The sequence below is a fragment of the Desulfurobacterium pacificum genome (assembly GCF_900182835.1).
In the GTDB taxonomy this organism is placed as follows: Bacteria; Aquificota; Aquificia; order Desulfurobacteriales; family Desulfurobacteriaceae; genus Desulfurobacterium_B; species Desulfurobacterium_B pacificum.
Window position 1 is genome coordinate 421782 of the sequence record NZ_FXUB01000001.1, and the last position, 16389, is coordinate 438170.

General features: G+C 39.8%; 12 protein-coding genes and 1 CRISPR repeat array. Of the genes, 7 read left to right on the forward strand and 5 right to left on the reverse strand.

What is annotated here, in order from left to right; all coding sequences use genetic code 11:
* Window positions 1-221 precede the first annotated feature (221 nt).
* Genes rffA through QOL23_RS02145 form a run of 5 tightly spaced genes read right to left on the reverse strand, consistent with a single transcriptional unit; the run spans window position 222 to window position 6012 of the window.
* Window positions 222-1367 (reverse strand): dTDP-4-amino-4,6-dideoxygalactose transaminase, encoded by a 1146-nt coding sequence (rffA, locus tag QOL23_RS02125; protein ID WP_283399935.1) that lies wholly within the window; start codon window positions 1365-1367, stop codon window positions 222-224.
* The gene (locus QOL23_RS02130) at window positions 1364-1927 is read right to left on the reverse strand and encodes an acyltransferase (protein ID WP_283399936.1); all 564 of its coding nucleotides are present in this window, start codon (window positions 1925-1927) and stop codon (window positions 1364-1366) included. The genes rffA and QOL23_RS02130 overlap by 4 nt, the downstream gene beginning before the upstream one ends.
* 27 nt (window positions 1928-1954) lie before the next feature.
* Window positions 1955-2968 (reverse strand): TDP-N-acetylfucosamine:lipid II N-acetylfucosaminyltransferase family protein, encoded by a 1014-nt coding sequence (locus QOL23_RS02135; RefSeq protein WP_283399937.1) that lies wholly within the window; start codon window positions 2966-2968, stop codon window positions 1955-1957.
* 19 nt (window positions 2969-2987) lie between these two features.
* Complete coding sequence (ribD, locus tag QOL23_RS02140; protein WP_283399938.1) at window positions 2988-4091, reverse strand: bifunctional diaminohydroxyphosphoribosylaminopyrimidine deaminase/5-amino-6-(5-phosphoribosylamino)uracil reductase RibD; 1104 nt, start codon at window positions 4089-4091, stop codon at window positions 2988-2990.
* The gene (locus QOL23_RS02145) at window positions 4060-6012 is read right to left on the reverse strand and encodes a transglycosylase domain-containing protein (RefSeq protein ID WP_283399939.1); all 1953 of its coding nucleotides are present in this window, start codon (window positions 6010-6012) and stop codon (window positions 4060-4062) included. Before QOL23_RS02145 ends, ribD begins: the two co-directional genes overlap by 32 nt.
* Window positions 6013-6032: 20 nt before the next feature.
* Between QOL23_RS02145 and QOL23_RS02150 the strand changes: the two genes are divergently transcribed.
* The 7 genes from QOL23_RS02150 to phoU all read left to right on the forward strand — a co-directional run bounded on the left by QOL23_RS02150 (window position 6033) and on the right by phoU (window position 16389).
* On the forward strand, window positions 6033-7187 hold the full coding sequence (locus tag QOL23_RS02150; RefSeq protein WP_283399940.1) for an SLC13 family permease: 1155 nt from the start codon (window positions 6033-6035) through the stop codon (window positions 7185-7187).
* Between the two features lie 31 nt (window positions 7188-7218).
* A complete protein-coding gene (gene gatB, locus QOL23_RS02155; RefSeq protein ID WP_283399941.1) occupies window positions 7219-8676 on the forward strand; it encodes an Asp-tRNA(Asn)/Glu-tRNA(Gln) amidotransferase subunit GatB in 1458 nt (485 codons plus the stop codon).
* 44 nt (window positions 8677-8720) lie between these two features.
* A complete protein-coding gene (locus QOL23_RS02160) occupies window positions 8721-11885 on the forward strand; it encodes a BadF/BadG/BcrA/BcrD ATPase family protein (protein WP_283399942.1) in 3165 nt (1054 codons plus the stop codon).
* 93 nt (window positions 11886-11978) lie between these two features.
* A CRISPR array of direct repeats spans window positions 11979-12394; the repeat unit is 35 nt; unit sequence GTCGCAATCCCTTCCACTTTTTAGGGCATTTCAAC.
* Window positions 12395-12658: 264 nt separating this feature from the next.
* The gene (locus tag QOL23_RS02165; RefSeq protein ID WP_283399943.1) at window positions 12659-14317 is read left to right on the forward strand and encodes a carbon starvation CstA family protein; all 1659 of its coding nucleotides are present in this window, start codon (window positions 12659-12661) and stop codon (window positions 14315-14317) included.
* 1 nt (window position 14318) lies between these two features.
* Window positions 14319-14651: a putative Se/S carrier protein gene (locus tag QOL23_RS02170; protein WP_283399944.1), complete on the forward strand. Its 333-nt coding sequence runs from the start codon at window positions 14319-14321 to the stop codon at window positions 14649-14651.
* Window positions 14648-15628 (forward strand): NAD(P)H-dependent glycerol-3-phosphate dehydrogenase, encoded by a 981-nt coding sequence (locus QOL23_RS02175; protein ID WP_283399945.1) that lies wholly within the window; start codon window positions 14648-14650, stop codon window positions 15626-15628. The genes QOL23_RS02170 and QOL23_RS02175 overlap by 4 nt, the downstream gene beginning before the upstream one ends.
* A 53-nt stretch (window positions 15629-15681) precedes the next feature.
* On the forward strand, window positions 15682-16389 hold the full coding sequence (gene phoU / locus QOL23_RS02180) for a phosphate signaling complex protein PhoU (RefSeq protein WP_283399946.1): 708 nt from the start codon (window positions 15682-15684) through the stop codon (window positions 16387-16389).

Sequence of the window (16389 nt, forward strand, 5' to 3'; positions counted from 1 at the left end):
TTTTTCCCTATCTAAGAAACTTTCAACAACCGAAGATAACTTCTCATATTCTAAATCGTCCTCAAAATTATCAACAATTAACCAACAAAAGCCATTATACTTTTGCTTACTAAGAAAATAGGCAAGGGTTCTTATACATGAAGACGAAAATAAGTAACAGTAATTATAACTATTGGAGAAGCAATTTTAAGCTCATTAGTTTTCATTCTTATATTCATCACTTAAACTCTTCCAAAGAAATTAAAAATACCCTTTATTACCTGGGATATTTCTTCTTTTTTAAGTCCATAATACATAGGCAACCTTAGTAGTCTCTCACTTTCCTTAGTAGTATAAATGTCACTTCCTACGAATCTACCAAACCTTTTCCCAGCAGGTGATAAGTGAAGAGGAATATAATGAAAAACAGCTAAAATACCGTTTTCCTTTAGAAAGCTAATAAGCCCATTTCTCGTCTCTAAATCCTTTACCTTTATGTAGAACATATGGGCATTATGAACACATTCGGCAGGTACTACTGGTAATTCAATAAGCCCTTCTTCTTCTAAAATTTTCAGGCTGTTGTAATAAAACTTCCATGAAGTCATTCTATTTTCGTTTATTTCTTCCGCTTTTTCTATCTGTCCCCATAGATACGCAGCACTTACATCGTTCATTAAGTAACTACTACCAATATCTACCCAAGTATACTTATCCACCATCCCTCTAAAAAAGAGGCTTCTATTTGTTCCTTTTTCTCTTATAATCTCTGCTCTATCTACAAATCTTTCATCATTTATAATTAAAAGCCCTCCTTCTCCAGCACTCGTGTAATTTTTTGTTTCATGAAAACTATATGCTCCAATGTGACCGATTGTGCCTAAAGGTCTACCTTTGTAACTACTCATCATACCTTGTGCTGCATCTTCAATAACAAACAAATTGTATTTCTTTGCTATCGCCATTATCGTATCCATTTCACAGCTTACTCCAGCGTAATGAACAACCACAATAGCCTTAGTTTTTTCAGTTATAGCTGCCTCTATTTTTTTTTCGTCAATATTCATTGTATCCGGCCTAATATCTACAAAAACAACTTTCGCCCCTCTTAATACAAAGGCATTAGCAGTTGAAACAAAAGTATATGAAGGCATTATTACCTCATCGCCAGGCTTTATATCTATGAGCATGGCTGCCATTTCAAGAGCATGAGTGCATGAAGGCGTGAGTAAAGCTCTTATACACCTAAGTTTCTGTTTAAACCAAGTCTGACACTTTTTACTAAAAGGACCATCACCTGAAATATGTGAACTTCGCATAGCTTGCAATACATACTTGTCTTCATTTCCTGTATAACAGGGCTTATTAAAAGGAATAAGGTACTTCATAAATCTTCTTCCTCTATATACTTCTTTTCTAACTCCAATAAATCACGCTTTCTATCCTTTATTTTTTTTGCAGGTATACCCGCATATATACTCCACGGTTGAGTAGATGTTCTTACAAGACTCATTGCTCCAACAGCAGTTCCTTCTCTGACTACCACTCCTGGAAATATTATAGAGTTTGTTCCTATAATAGAATGTTTTTCAACCACAACAGGTTTTTTAATTACATTCCTATATTTCTCAGGGAAAGTAACATTTGTTAAAGTACTTCCAGTGTAGTCATCAGAACGAGAAAAAATCCTTACACTATAAGCTAAGGTAGTAAAATCCTCTAAAATTACTCCCTCTTTCCCTCCAGCTATTAAACAAAAAGGAGCAATATGAACATTACGCCCAATTTTTACTTTACCAGAGATAATACAAAAATCATCAATCCTACTGTTATCTCCAATTTCTATAGTTTCTGGGTAATATATACTTACCTTAGTACTAATTTTTACATTCTTTCCTAAATGTTTAAACCCCATTTTTTTAAGTTCTTCTTCAGAAAAATACGCCATTGTTATCCCCTTTCTTAATTTTAGATACTACTCAAATAACAATTTTAACTGCCTTTTTAAATTCTCCTCTGAAAAATAAGTGGCCACTTTCTCTATATTAGACGACATACACTCCTTTTTTAAATGCTTATCAGATAAATCCTTAATATCAAAGATTCTAATCCCCAGCTCATTAAATAATCTCCATTGACTTGTTCCTCTTTTCATAAAGACCTTCTTTCCCATTCCTAATAAAGCTATAGTATTTCCCATTGCTTGTTGTCTATCATGAGCAAATAAGGCAATATCTATGGTAAATAGAAATCTGAGATACTCTTCATAAGGTATAAAATCCATTAAAGGATAAAACCTATTGCCGAAAAGCTTCGTTCCCTCGGATATAACATAGTTTGCATAACGAAAGTCCCCATAAGACAATGGAACATAAACATTAAATATCTTTTTTGTACCTAACTTCTTAATCTTATCAAAAATCCAAATGTGATTATTCTCTGGAGTAGCAGAATTACCTACCAAAATATTAAGCTCCTCACTTCCTGAACGTAAATTTTCACTTTTAACAATTTGCCTAAACACATTAGACGGATATACTAAACATTCATGAAATTCTCCCTCTGCTCCATAATACTGTTTTACATATTCGTAATCAGCCTTCAAGTAAGTAACAAAATGCCTAATTCGTTTTATCAGTTTTTTCTTCACATCACTATGTCTTTCTGGAAAGTAGAAATCACCTCCCCACATTACCCAATAACATTTCTCCAAAAACTCAGGTCTGAAATAAAGCAGTTTGTTTACCTCTTCCGACCAAAGACCATGCAAAATAATCTTATCTGCCTTCTGCAATTTTCTAAAAAGAAAAATTAATTTTTGTTCGTCATCTATCCACTTTACAGGATGTTCCTTGGAAAGACCATATTTATACTGAGGTTTTCCTAAAATAAAGAAATAATGCTGACGAACATTAAAATTATTACTCACAAAATCTATAAAAGGAGGAATGAATTTGTCTAAAATCATTATATGAAATATTTTTTTCATAATTGTACTTTCCTCTCTATCAGTTTTGCCTAAACATTATCACTAAAAAATCCTCCCCCAATCTTTTCACTGATAAAACTTTATAACCTTTTAATCCCTTCCTACTTGAATCAAACAGCTTAATTCCACTTCCAAAAACCTTCATAGCATAGAACAAATAAAGCTTGTCAATCAAATTATTTTCTAATAGATAACCAGCTAAACCACTACCACCCTCACACATGATAGAGTAAATACCAAACTGCTCTCTCAGAGTTTTGAAAGCCTCAGTTAAATCAAGATATTTCCCGCTGGAAGAAACAGGAAGCAGCTTAACGCCTAAGTCTTTCAAAATGCCAGCTTTGTAGTTTAAAAGTGATTTTTCAGACGTTATCACTATCAGTTCACTTGCCCTTCTCTTAATCAATCTCGCATTTAGCGGAATCTTTAAGTCTTTATCAATAACTATCGCATCAGGTTGAACTTCAGTTTCTACATACCTAACGTTTAAAAGCGGGTCATCTTTCAAAACCGTGCCGATGCCCACCATTACGGCGTTGTGATAAGAACGGAGTTTATGAACGTAAGTACGGGATTTTTTTGAAGTAACCCACTTAGAGTCTCCTTTCTCATCAGCAATGAAGCCGTCAAGTGTAGAAGCCAACTTGAGGGATACAAAGGGACGAGAATATTTAACGTTAACGATAAAATCCTCTATAAGCTCAAAACAGCGTTTTTTAAAAACGTTTTCCTTTACCTTTATTCCTGCTGCCTTTAAGCGCTCTACACCGCCAGAAGCTATCGGGTTAGGGTCTCTTATACCAATTACAACTTCTTTTATTCCAGCTTTTATTATCTTTTCGGTGCAGGGAGGAGTTTTTCCATAATGGTTGCATGGCTCAAGAGTCACGTAGAGAGTTGCTCCCCTTGCTTTATCACCAGCTCTTTCTATAGCCAAAGCCTCTGCGTGAGGTTGCCCAGCTTTCTCGTGAAATGCTTTTGAAATTACCTTGCCGTTTTTTACTATTACAGCACCAACAGCAGGGTTAGGAAGCGTTTTTCCTTTAGCTTTGTAAGCCTCTCTAATAGCTAAGCTCATAAATTTCAAGTCTTCAGTTGTTATCTTTTCCATCTTTCGGTTCATTAAGTTTATTTATCCATTCATTGTAGTAAATCTTCTCCATTTCTTCTTCAGGAAAATGAGTAGGTGGAGGATAGTGTTTCACAATTTCTTCGTAAGGCGGTTCAAACTGACCGCATCCGTAAAGCTGACATATTTTCTTAGCTATCAATCCCCAAGGAGGAGCAGCTGTTCCACCACCTGTTGCTCCATCCCACATCTTCTGATAGCTGTCTCTTCCAAACCAAACACTCATGATAAAGGAAGTAGTAAATCCAGAAAAGTAAACATCTCTAAAATCGTTTGTTGTTCCTGTTTTCCCAGCAACGTCAAACCACTTTGTAAGGTAGGAAATACTGCGCGCCGTTCCTTTCTTAACAACGTCTTGCATGATAGAGCGAAGTATCTGCACAGACCAGGCATCAGAAACATTCTTCATAACAGGATATCCACGATATATCACCTTACCGAATCTATTGGTAACCTTCGTAATTACGTAAGGCTCTTTGAGAATTCCGTTATCCTGAAAGGCAGAATAGGCTCTAACTATACGGTAGAGGTTTGAAGGAAAACTACCTAAAACGTAAGAAAGGTCAAAAGGATCGTCAGGTTTAATCATTTCAAACTTTACAAGCGTTTTCCTTATCTTTTGTGGAAAGTGCATGGCAAGGTGCAATGTAGCAACGTTTATGGATTTCATAAGGGCATAGCGAACCTGAACGAACGGAGTAAACTTTTTACCATAGTTTTCCGGTTTCCACTCCTTTAAAACCTGAGTTCCGTTTATAGTTATTTCTGTAACCATTTCAAAAGGTTCGTTTGAAACGTAATCCAGAGGCGACCATCCGTTCTGGAAGGCAGTAAGGTAAGTAAACGGCTTTGCCGTTGAACCTATGGGACGAAGAATCCTGAAGGCTCTATTCAGCGGACTTTCTTTAAAGTCTCTTCCACCAACGACAAAGAGAACACCACCTTTTTTATCAATAGCCATGCCGGCACACTGGAGGTCATCAAGGTTATGTTTTTGAGAATATTTATCGTCATATTCTTTTAAGACTTTCTGCGCGTAATCCTGAACTCTTAAATCTAAAGTGGTGTAAATCTTATAACCTGCAGTATAGATAGTATCGTAAGGAACTATACCTTTCCTGGCTATTTCAAACTTTACCAGGTCAAGGGCATAGCTGGCAGTTCTGGGATAATTAGGGGACTTGAGCGGCGTTAAAGGCTCATTTATCGTTTTTTTATACTCTTCTTCCGTAATATATCCTAAGTCGAGCATTTTCTTGAGAATAAAGTTTCGTCTTTTTAAAGCTCTCTGTGGATGTTTGAACGGATTGTAATATTCGGGTCCTCTGATTATTCCCGCCAAAAGGGCACACTGAGCAAGAGTTAAATCACTGAGGTTATCTTTACCGAACAACACCCACGCCGCTGCTTTTACGCCGTAGGCTCCGTTTGAAAGGTAGATATAGTTAAGGTAAAGCTCTAAAATTTCCTGCTTGGTTAACTTTTTTTCCAATTCTCTGGCAATGGCTATCTCTTTAAGCTTTCTCTCAAACGTTCTTTTGGGGGAAAGGTAGAGGATTTTTGCAAGCTGCTGAGTTATCGTGCTTCCACCCTGAACGATTTTTCCTTTAGTTATATCAGTAACAGCAGCTCTTAAAATACCTAACGGGTCTATACCTTTATGTTCAAAGAACCTTTCATCTTCAGCGGTTATTACGGCGTATATGAGTTTTTTGGGAATTTCATCGTAAGGGGCGTAAAGGCGGAAATGACCTTTATAGAAAAATCCCACCACCTTCCCGTTCCTGTCATAAACGGTGGTGGCAAAGTCGGGCAACAATCTCCTTTTGTAAGCCGTTGAAGCAAACGACTTAGAAAACAAAGGGGAAAGCAAAAATAAAACAAAAAAGATTGCCGCGATTTTTTTGAACTTCAACGCTCTCTCCTTGAAGAGTTTTGATAGATAGAATATTAGGTGATAAATTGGGAAGTAGCAAGAAAACGGGAGAAAGCAATTTGAGATGGAAAAAACGTCTCATCAATATAGGGAAAAGGGGAGTTGCGTTGGTAGGGGAGGAGTGGATTTTTTTCCTTTCTCTCTTCGGATTAATTCTTTCCTCTTTAATTCTCCACCGCATACCAAAGTACACGTTAAACGACTTTAAAATATTAATAACCTTAACTATATTCCTCATAATCGTAAAATCGCTGGAAAGAGAAAAAATCCCCCCCTACCTCGCCTCCAAAATAGAAAAAGGCAGCTACGTTCCCCTAAAACTCCTCCTGTTTACCTTTTTCATCTCCATGTTTATAACGAACGATGTCGCCCTTATGGTTGTAGTCCCATTCACGCTATCCTTTAACGTTTCCCACGCAGGGTTATTAGTAGCGTTAGAAGCGATGGCAGCAAACGGCGGCTCTGCATTAAGCCCTTTCGGGAACCCTCAAAACCTCTTCATTTACTACCACTACAAAACTTCCGTTCTTGCTTTCATAAAAACGATTTTCCCTTTCTGGATAACCTCCCTCCTCTTCCTCATTCTGCTCTTTTTCCTTAAAAGAAACCTTTTCAAAATATCCGCAAGAAGCGAGCCAGTAAGCCTGGGAAAAAACTGGAAAGGAAGCGTTTTAATGTTCCTGTTGTTTCTCCCCGTAGCTTTAAAGGCAGTTCCATTTTACCTCTGCATCGTTCCCCTTATCTACTATTTAATAAAAGACAGAGAATCCTTCAAAATAGACTACTTCTTAATCGGCACGTTCTTTGCCTTCTTTGGATTTACAGATAACTTAGCTTACGCCCTTAACTTCTCCATCACAGAACCCTCAAAAGTTTTTCTCTATTCAGCAGGCGCAAGTCAAGTTATAAGCAACGTTCCGGCTGCACTCCTCTTTGCAGACTTCACAGATAACTGGAAAGCGCTCCTTTGGGGAACCAGCGTCGGCGGATACGGCAATCTCATCGGCTCTTTAGCAAACCTCATAGCCTACAAGCTCTACGTAAACCACAGAGGTAACAACTGGAAGGTATTGCTACTTTTCCACGTTATAGGCTACGCGTTCTTTTTCTTAGGAATAGCTTCCTTCTTTTACTTTTACAATTTCGTAAAATAATTGTCCACACAATTAAAGCAGGAGAGGAAAAATGGAATTTGAAGCCGTAATAGGTCTTGAAGTTCACGCTCAACTATTAACAAAAACTAAAATATTCTGTAGCTGCAAAAACGAGTTTGGCGCACCACCAAACACAAACGTCTGCCCCGTATGCTTAGGAATGCCCGGTTCTCTGCCAGTTCTCAACAAAAGAGCCGTTGAATACGCTGTAAAGGCAGCTTTAGCACTTAACTGCAAAATAAACAAATACTCAATCTTCGCAAGGAAGCACTACTTCTACCCAGACCTACCCAAAGCCTACCAGATAACCCAGTACGAACTGCCCTTTGCAGAACACGGCTGGATAGAAATAGAAAAACCAGACGGAACGAAGAAAAAAATCAGAATTCGCAGAATCCACATGGAAGAAGACGCCGGAAAAACAATACACGGCGAAGGTTTAGACCCAAACTCCTACGTTGACCTTAACCGCGCCGGAACGCCGCTGATAGAAATCGTTTCTGAACCGGACATTTCAACTCCTGAAGAAGCAAGGCTCTACATGCAAAAATTAAGAGATATACTCGTCTGGATAGGCGTAAACGACGGAAACCTTGAAGAAGGTTCTTTAAGGTGCGACGCTAACGTTTCTGTAAGACCAAAAGGCTCTGAAAAGCTTGGAACGAGAACTGAAATCAAAAACGTAAACTCCTTCCGCTTTATCCAGAAAGCCCTTGAATATGAAATAGAAAGGCAGATAAACGTAATCAAAAGCGGCGGCGAAGTCGTTCAGGAAACAAGGCTTTTTGACTCCCAAAAAGGCATAACGAAAACCATGAGAACGAAAGAAGAAGCTGAAGATTACAGATACTTCCCTGAACCTGACCTTCCACCGCTCATAATAGATGACGAATGGCTGGAAGCTATAAAGTCCTCTCTCCCTGAACTTCCAGACCAGGTAAAAGAACGCTTCATAAAAGAGTTTGGAATTACTTCTTACGATGCAGACATTTTAACGAGAGATAGAAACTTAGCAGAATTCTTCGAAAGAGCCGCTAAAAGTTACAGCGGAGAAGCGAAAAAGGTTGCAAACATAATCATTTCAGACTTTTTGGGTATTCTCAACGAAATGAAAACTGACATTTCCGAAACTCCCGTTAAGCCCGAACAGATAGCAAAACTCCTTGAATTAGTTGACAAAGGCGTAATTTCCTTGAGAGTAGCCAAAGAAGAAGTCCTCCCAGAAATGGCAAAAGAAGGTAAAGACCCAGAAGCAGTCGTGGAAGAAAAAGGTCTCGTCCAGATTTCCGACGAATCCGCTCTAAAGGAAATAATTAAGAAAGTTTTAGCAGCAAACGAAAAAGCTGTTAAGCAGTATAAAGAAGGAAACGACAAGCAGAAGCAGAAAGCAGTCAAGTTTTTAATAGGTCAAGTAATGAAGGAAACCCGCGGAAAAGCCAATCCAAAACTATTAAACGAACTGATACCTCAAGTGCTTGAGGAAGTTTAATTTAGGGGGCACCTCCCCCACTTTCCCTATCCATCGGAGAACAAATGTTCAAAGCCGGAATAGACATTGGGTCAACTACCGTAAAGGGCGTCCTTTTAGACGAAAAAAATAACGTTATCTTTAAGCAGTACAAACGCCACGAAGCAAAACAATCCGAGAAAGTTTTAGAACTTCTAAAAAATTTTGAGAAAGTAGCAGGAAAAAATTTTCATTTATTCTTAACCGGCAGTGGCGGAAAAGACCTGGCAGAATCGTTAGGCGTAAAGTTCGTTCAGGAAGTCAACGCTGTAGCATTAGCGGTTGAAAACCTCTATCCACAAACCCGTTCTGTCGTTGAATTAGGCGGACAGGACGCCAAAATGATTTTCTGGATAGAAAAAAACGGGATTATAAGAAAAGTCACCACTATGAACGACAAGTGTGCCGGCGGAACAGGCGCAACGATAGATAGAATAATCGCAAAGTTAAAAATCCCCCCCTCCACCGCCTCCAAAATCCACTACGACCCATTAAAAGTCCACCCAATAGCCGCAAAGTGCGGCGTTTTTGCAGAAACAGACATAAACAGCCTTCAAAAAGCCGGCGTTCCAGAAGATGAACTGCTAATATCTCTTTTTGACGCAATAGTCATTCAAAACTTGGCTGTCCTCACCCGCGGATACACGCTAAAACCCACAGTTTTACTTTTAGGTGGTCCAAACACATTCTTCCCCGCTTTAGTTGAAGCCTGGAAGCACCACTTATCCAAAATCTGGAAAGAAAAAGGAATACCTTTCAGCGAAAACTCCATCATCCTTCCTCAAAACTCCCAATATTTCGCTGCAATAGGCTCAGCCCTGCACCGCCAGACGGAAGAAAGTCCATACAAAGGAACGGCAGGACTGGAAAAGTTCACTCTTCTAATTTCCCAAATGAAAGAAAAAACAGGCGAAATAGGACTGCTGAAAGAAGGCGAAAGTTTAGAAGAGTTTAAAAAAAAGTATGCAGTCAAACCTTTCAAACAACCAGAATTCAAAAAAGGCGAAACGATAAAAGCGTTTTTAGGAATAGACGGCGGTTCAACGTCAACAAAAGGCGTTCTGATAAACAAAAAAGGTGAACTAATAGCCACAGCCTACACCCTTTCCACCGGCAACCCTCTTAAAGACGTGAAAGAAATCGTTAAACGATTGAAAGAGTCAGTAGAAAAGAGCGGCGCAAAGTTAGAAGTTCTCGCATTCGGAGTGACCGGATACGCCAAAGACATGCTGAAAGAAACCCTAAACGCGGACGTTGCAATCGTAGAAACGGTAGCCCACACCATTTCCGCTCTTCACTTTTTCAAAAACGTTGATGTAATAGTTGACGTAGGCGGACAGGACATAAAAGTAATAATGCTCACCGGCGGCAAAGTAAGAGACTTCAAACTCAATACTCAATGCTCAGCAGGTAACGGGTACTACCTCCAGTCAACAGCAGAACGCTTCGGTTACAGGGTAGAAGAATACGCAGACGTTGCCTTCACCGCAAAATACGCTCCCAAGTTTAACTTCGGCTGCGCCGTGTTTTTGGAACAGGACATCGTAAACTTCCAAAGGCTCGGCTGGAAGCCGAACGAAATAATGGCAGGACTTGCAAAAGTTCTACCCAAAAACATATGGCTTTACGTTGTGAAAGAACCAAACCTTAAAAGATTAGGAAAAACCTTCCTCCTTCAAGGTGGAACGCAGAGAAACTTAGCAGCCGTCAAGGCACAACACGACTTCATAAAAGAAAGAGTGCCAGACGCCAAAATCTTAGTTCACCCAATTACCGGAGAAGCAGGCGCCTTCGGAGCAGCCATTGAGGCTATGAAAAACTACAACGGTAGCTCTTCCTTCATTGGCGTGGAAAACCTTCTAAACCTACAGTTTGAAGTAAAAAGCGACGAAACTACAAGATGTAACTATTGCACGAATCGTTGCATAAGAACCTTCATAAAAGTTAAAACGAAAAACGGCGAAAAGCTCTACGTAATAGCGCCCTGCGAAAAAGGAACTGTCCTTAAAAAAGAAGACCTTAAAACCGTAATAAACAAATTCAAAGAAATAAAAGAAAAAAATCCCAACATGCAGGAAATCTGCGCAAAAGAAGTCTTTAAAACAGACATAAACGTCCAAAAAGCCTATAAAGAGAGAGTTTTCATCTTCAGTAGAAAATCTATTTTAGAAAAAAGAAGCTCTCTGAAAGTTGGAATCCCAAGAGTTTTAAACTTTTACTCTTTAGCACCTTTTTTCATAGGTTATTTTAAATCTTTAGGCGTTCAAAACTTCGTATTTTCAAACTATACAACCGAAAAAATGATAAAAGAAGAACTAATAGGCGGCGCAATAGACCCATGTTTCCCCAGCAAAGTAGCCCTTGCACACGTAAAAAACCTGCTTAAAAAATCCCTGGATATAATTTTCTTCCCCAAAATCGCCACTCTGCAGTCCTGGTTTGAAGATGCAGAAGGCTCTCACGCCTGTCCCACAGTAACGTCAACGCCCATAACCGTTAAATCTGTTCTAACAAAAGAAGAAGACGTTTTCTCCAAGAAAGGTATTCTTTATTTAGACCCGCTTCTTTATTTCCACGACGAAGACCTTCTCGAATACGAACTCTACCAATCTTTAGCTGATATTCTCTCATTAAGAAGAGAAGAAAACCAAAAAGCCGTCAAAGAAGGACTTAAAGCTCTGAACGACTACCTAACCAAAATGAGGAAGATGGGCGAAAAAATATTAGAAACGGTAGAAAAAGAAAATCGCTACGCCATTTTAGTTTTAGCTCGCCCATACCACAACGACCCGGGAATAAACCACGGAATAGTAGAAGAACTCCAAAAACGGGGATATCCAATTCTAACAATAGAAAGCCTTCCAACTTCAGAAAAATTCCTGAAGAAAGTCTTCAAAGATAGAAAACCTTTCAAAATAAGAGATGTCTGGGAAAAAGCTTACAGCGAAAACACGAACAGAAAAGTCTGGGCAGCCCTTTACGCTGCACGCCATCCCAACTTAGCCGTTTTAGACCTCTCTTCATTCAGATGCGGGCACGATGCCCCCGTCTATTCACTAATAGAGGAAATACTGAAAGAAAGCGGCACACCTCACTTCACTTTCCACGAAATAGATGAAAACAAACCAGCAGGCTCAATAAAAATAAGAGTGGAAACAATTGACTACTTCCTGAAAAACTCCCGCCTTTAATAAACTACCCCTTGGAAGAAAAAACACCCCTTCTACTTTCTAGGGCATTTCAACATGAAGTGGAAAGGGGACAGAAGTAGAAAACTTCACTAAGTTGCAATCCCTCCCGCTTTTCAGGGCATTTCAACACATGTTCCTCCGCTGCCAGTACCAGTGGTACCTCCGCTAGTCGCAATCCCTTCCACTTTTTAGGGCATTTCAACTTGAACAGGAGCTTTCTGCAAGGGAAGTTCAGTCAAGATTTCTCGTCGCAATCCCTTCCACTTTTTAGGGCATTTCAACAAGAGAAAATGTAAAAGCAAGAAATACAGCAAATTAGTCGCAATCCCTTCCACTTTTTAGGGCATTTCAACAATTCAGAGACAGCGGTCTTGAGTATAAGACCGCTGAAACAACCGTCGCAATCCCTTCCACTTTTTAGGGCATTTCAACAGCTGGTATCGGTAGGCTTACAAAGGATGCAGAGGTAAAGCAGTCGCAATCCCTTCCACTTTTTAGGGCATTTCAACAGGTCTTTTTACAAAATATTGATTTACAACAGCTTCAAAGTTACATGCTTCATATAATTATCTAATAAGCACTGTAATGCAAAGGCTACGCCCAAACACCCTTTAATCCTTTGATTTGCAACATTTTATTAATTTGGATTTTAGAATAAAACACCAACCCTTTTTCCCCAAGTCCTTCACCATATTTAACTTTCAAAGAACCTTAAAATATTATAGCATAGGAGGTAAAATAACAGTGCAACTAACAAAACGGGAGGCAGCAAAATGATAACGCTCCTTTTCGTTGCAGCCATTCTCATATTCGTCGCAGCTTACGTAATCTACGGCGGGTTCTTAAAAAAGAAGGTCTTCCAGCTTGACGACAGCAAGAAAACTCCAGCACATACCATGAAAGACGGCGTTGATTACGTTCCTGCACCTGCTCCAGTTCTTTTAGGTCACCACTTCTCCTCCATAGCAGGAGCAGGTCCCATTGTTGGACCAATAACAGCAGCATCTTCCTGGGGATGGCTTCCAGCTTATCTTTGGGTTCTCATAGGCAACATCTTTATCGGCGGCGTTCACGACATGAGCGCTCTTGTAGCTTCCATAAGGAACAAGGCAAAATCCATCGCAGAAATCGGTAACATCTACCTTTCAAAAAGAGCTGGATTTCTCTTTAAGCTGTTTATCTGGCTTGCCCTCCTCTACGTAGTTGCCGTTTTCATAAACGTAGCTCAAATAACGTTCAACGCAAAAGTACCGGTTTTAGTTAACGGAACGGTTAAACACCTCTCCATCGGCGGCGGCGTAGCAACTTCAGCAATCCTATACATAATCCTTGCTGTTCTTTTCGGTTTTGCCGTCTATCATCTAAAGAAAAGTTTAAAGCTTACAACTTTTATATTCGTATTTTTAGTTTACGCTTCCATCTTCATAGGACAGAGCTTTCCCATCCACCTACCCCCTCACGTTTGGGACGTTATTCTTCTCATTTACGTAGCCATTGCATCGGTCACACCCGTATGGATTCTGCTACAGCCAAGAGACTACCTATCAAGCTTCTTACTCTACGGCGCAGTATTAGGTGCAGGAATTGGAATACTCTTATCTTTTGGGAAAGTTTCCTCCAACGTTCCAGCATTTATGGGATTTATGAGCGACATAGGACCTCTCTTCCCACTGCTTTTCGTTGTAATAGCATGTGGCTCAATTTCCGGCTTCCACTCTTTAGTAGGTTCTGGAACAACCTCAAAGCAGCTTGACAAAGAAAGCGACGCTCTTCCGGTAGGTTACGGTGCAATGCTTTTAGAAGGCATAGTAGCAGTAATGTCCATCATTTTCGTAATGGCTCTTTCTACCACTGAATTCAGCGTTTTAAAGAAAAACGTTGCTGCTATTTACGGAACAGGAATCGGAAAGTTCATGAGCATTTTAGGAATACCAGAAACGTTCGGAATAGCGTTTGGAATGCTTGCACTTTCATCCTTCGTCCTTACCAGTACTGACACGGGAACAAGACTTGCAAGATACGTATTTACGGAACTTACCGGAATAAAGAACAGATTCATTGCAACTGGCGTGTCTTTAATAATTCCAGCAATTTTAGTTTTCACCAAGTATAAAGACCCTGCAACAGGCAAGCTCCTTCCCGTCTGGAAAGCATTGTGGCCCGTGTTCGGCGCGACAAACCAGCTTATAGCAGCATTGGCGCTGTTCGTTGTAATGATATGGCTTGTAAAAACCGGTAAAAGCAAATACTGGTTCGTTGCCGGAATTCCAGCTCTGTTTATGGCGATAATAACCATATGGTCGCTAATTATACTTATGTTAAAGTGGAAGCTATCAATAATCGGCGTTGCTGCTTTTATTCAAGTAATATTAGCAATATGGATATTTTTTGAAGGCTTATTAGCTCTCGCACGCTTAAAAGAAGAGGCTTAAAATGGCTTTAGGCGAAAAGCTATTTTTCATTTTGACAGGAATCAGACTTCACGGTAAAGAATTTTGGTTAAGAGTAACAGGAAAGTTCAATACATACGATTACTGCCTTGCTTTTCCCACAATACCGGAAGGTCTGAGAGCTGAGAAATACTTGAAAGGATTAAATGCAATTTCTATTCCCATACCTAATGAAATCTTTGAAGGATGCGGTGTAGGAATTTTGGTAACGGAAAACGACTTAGACAAACTAATGGAACGTTTTGAAAAGGAGGGAATCCACATATCCGGAATATTTAAAAGAGAAGGAAAAACGTTCAAAGAGGTGAAAAGGTGAAAATAGCAATACTTGGTTCAGGAAGCTGGGGAACAGCCCTCACAATCCATTTTGGAAGAAACGGCTTTGAAGTAATTCAGTGGTGCAGAGAGAAAGAAATTGCAGATTCTATAAATAGAGAAAGAAAAAATCCCCTCTACCTCCCTTCCATCCTCTACCCCGAAACCGTCAAAGCCACAATTTCCGTTAAAGAAGCAGTAGAAAACGCTCAATTCGTTTTTTCCGTCATTCCCGTTCAGTTCACCGGTTCACTCTGGAAAGAAAACAAAGAAGTCCTAAAAGACAAAACGCTTATCTGTGCAAGCAAGGGAATAGAAATCTCTTCACTCAAAACCCTTTCTGAAGTTTACAAAGAAATCTTTGGAACGATAAACAACTACTACGTCCTGTCTGGTCCTACCTTCGCAGAAGAGATAGCAAAAGGGCTACCCGCTGCCGCCGTAGTAGCAGGTAAAGATAGAAGTGAAACGCTCAAATTAGTCAAGACCCTCTCAACAGTTACATTCAGGCTCTACGCTTCAACAGACATAAAAGGTGTAGAGTTAGGCGGCGCTCTAAAGAACGTAGTAGCAATAGCAACCGGAATCTCCGACGGCATGGGGCTTGGGAACAACGCAAGAGCTGCAATAATCACAAGAGGACTCCACGAAATCAAAAAGTTAGGAAAACTCTTGGGCGCAAAAGAAGAAACTTTTTACGGACTTTCCGGTTTAGGAGATTTAGTCCTTACCTGCACAGGCGACCTTTCAAGAAACAGGCAGTTTGGACTTGCCATCGGTAGAGGCGAAGGGAAAGTTGACGAAAAGTTTGTCGTTGAAGGCGTTCACACGGTAGAAGCAGTTTACAGGCTCGCCAAAGAATTAAACGTTGAAATGCCCATAGTAAACGCCGTTTATAAAATAGTTCACGAAAGACAATCACCGCAGGAAGTAATGAAAGAACTACTTTCAAGACCTGTAAAAGAAGAAACAACTTAACGATTTCTTAACGCTTAATTGCTATACTCAAAAAAAGCATTCTGGAGGAGCAAATGATAGAGAGATACGTAGAAGATTTAGACGAACTCAAACGCAGCTTTATAGAAATGGCAGATATGTCCAAAAAAATAATAAACGAGGCTATGGAATCGCTCATAGAGAGAAACGTTGAAAAAGCGGAACTCACCTACCAGTACGACAGGCTCATAGACCTGAAAGAGCTTGAAATTGAAGAAAAGTGCGTAAGGATACTTGCCCTCTACTCGCCAGAAGCAACAGACTTAAGATTTGTCGTATCAATACTTAAAAGTATCGTTGACCTTGAAAGAGTTGGTGACTTGGCAAGAGACATTTGCGAAACGGCAATTCACCTTTCAAAGTATCCTCCACTAAAACCTTACGTTGACCTTCCCAGAATGCTCCAGATAGTAAGCGAAATGCTCAAAAGCAGCGTAATGGCACTTTTAAGAGGCGACGTAGAGCTAGCAAAAGAAGTAATAGACAAAGATGACATCGTTGACAGCTTCTACGAACGCCTGTTTGAAGAGTTAGTAGAAATAGCGGAAAAAAGCCCGGAAAACGGCGCAATAGCCGTAAGGTTAATCTTGGTCGTTAAATCCCTTGAAAGGGTGGGCGACCACGCAACAAACATAGCTGAATACGCCATATACTATAAAACAGGTGACGTGGTAAAGCACAAAAAAGCGCAGGAATATCTCAAAAAGCTAAAGGCTAAAGAAAGCAAGAAAGAGGAAGAGTAG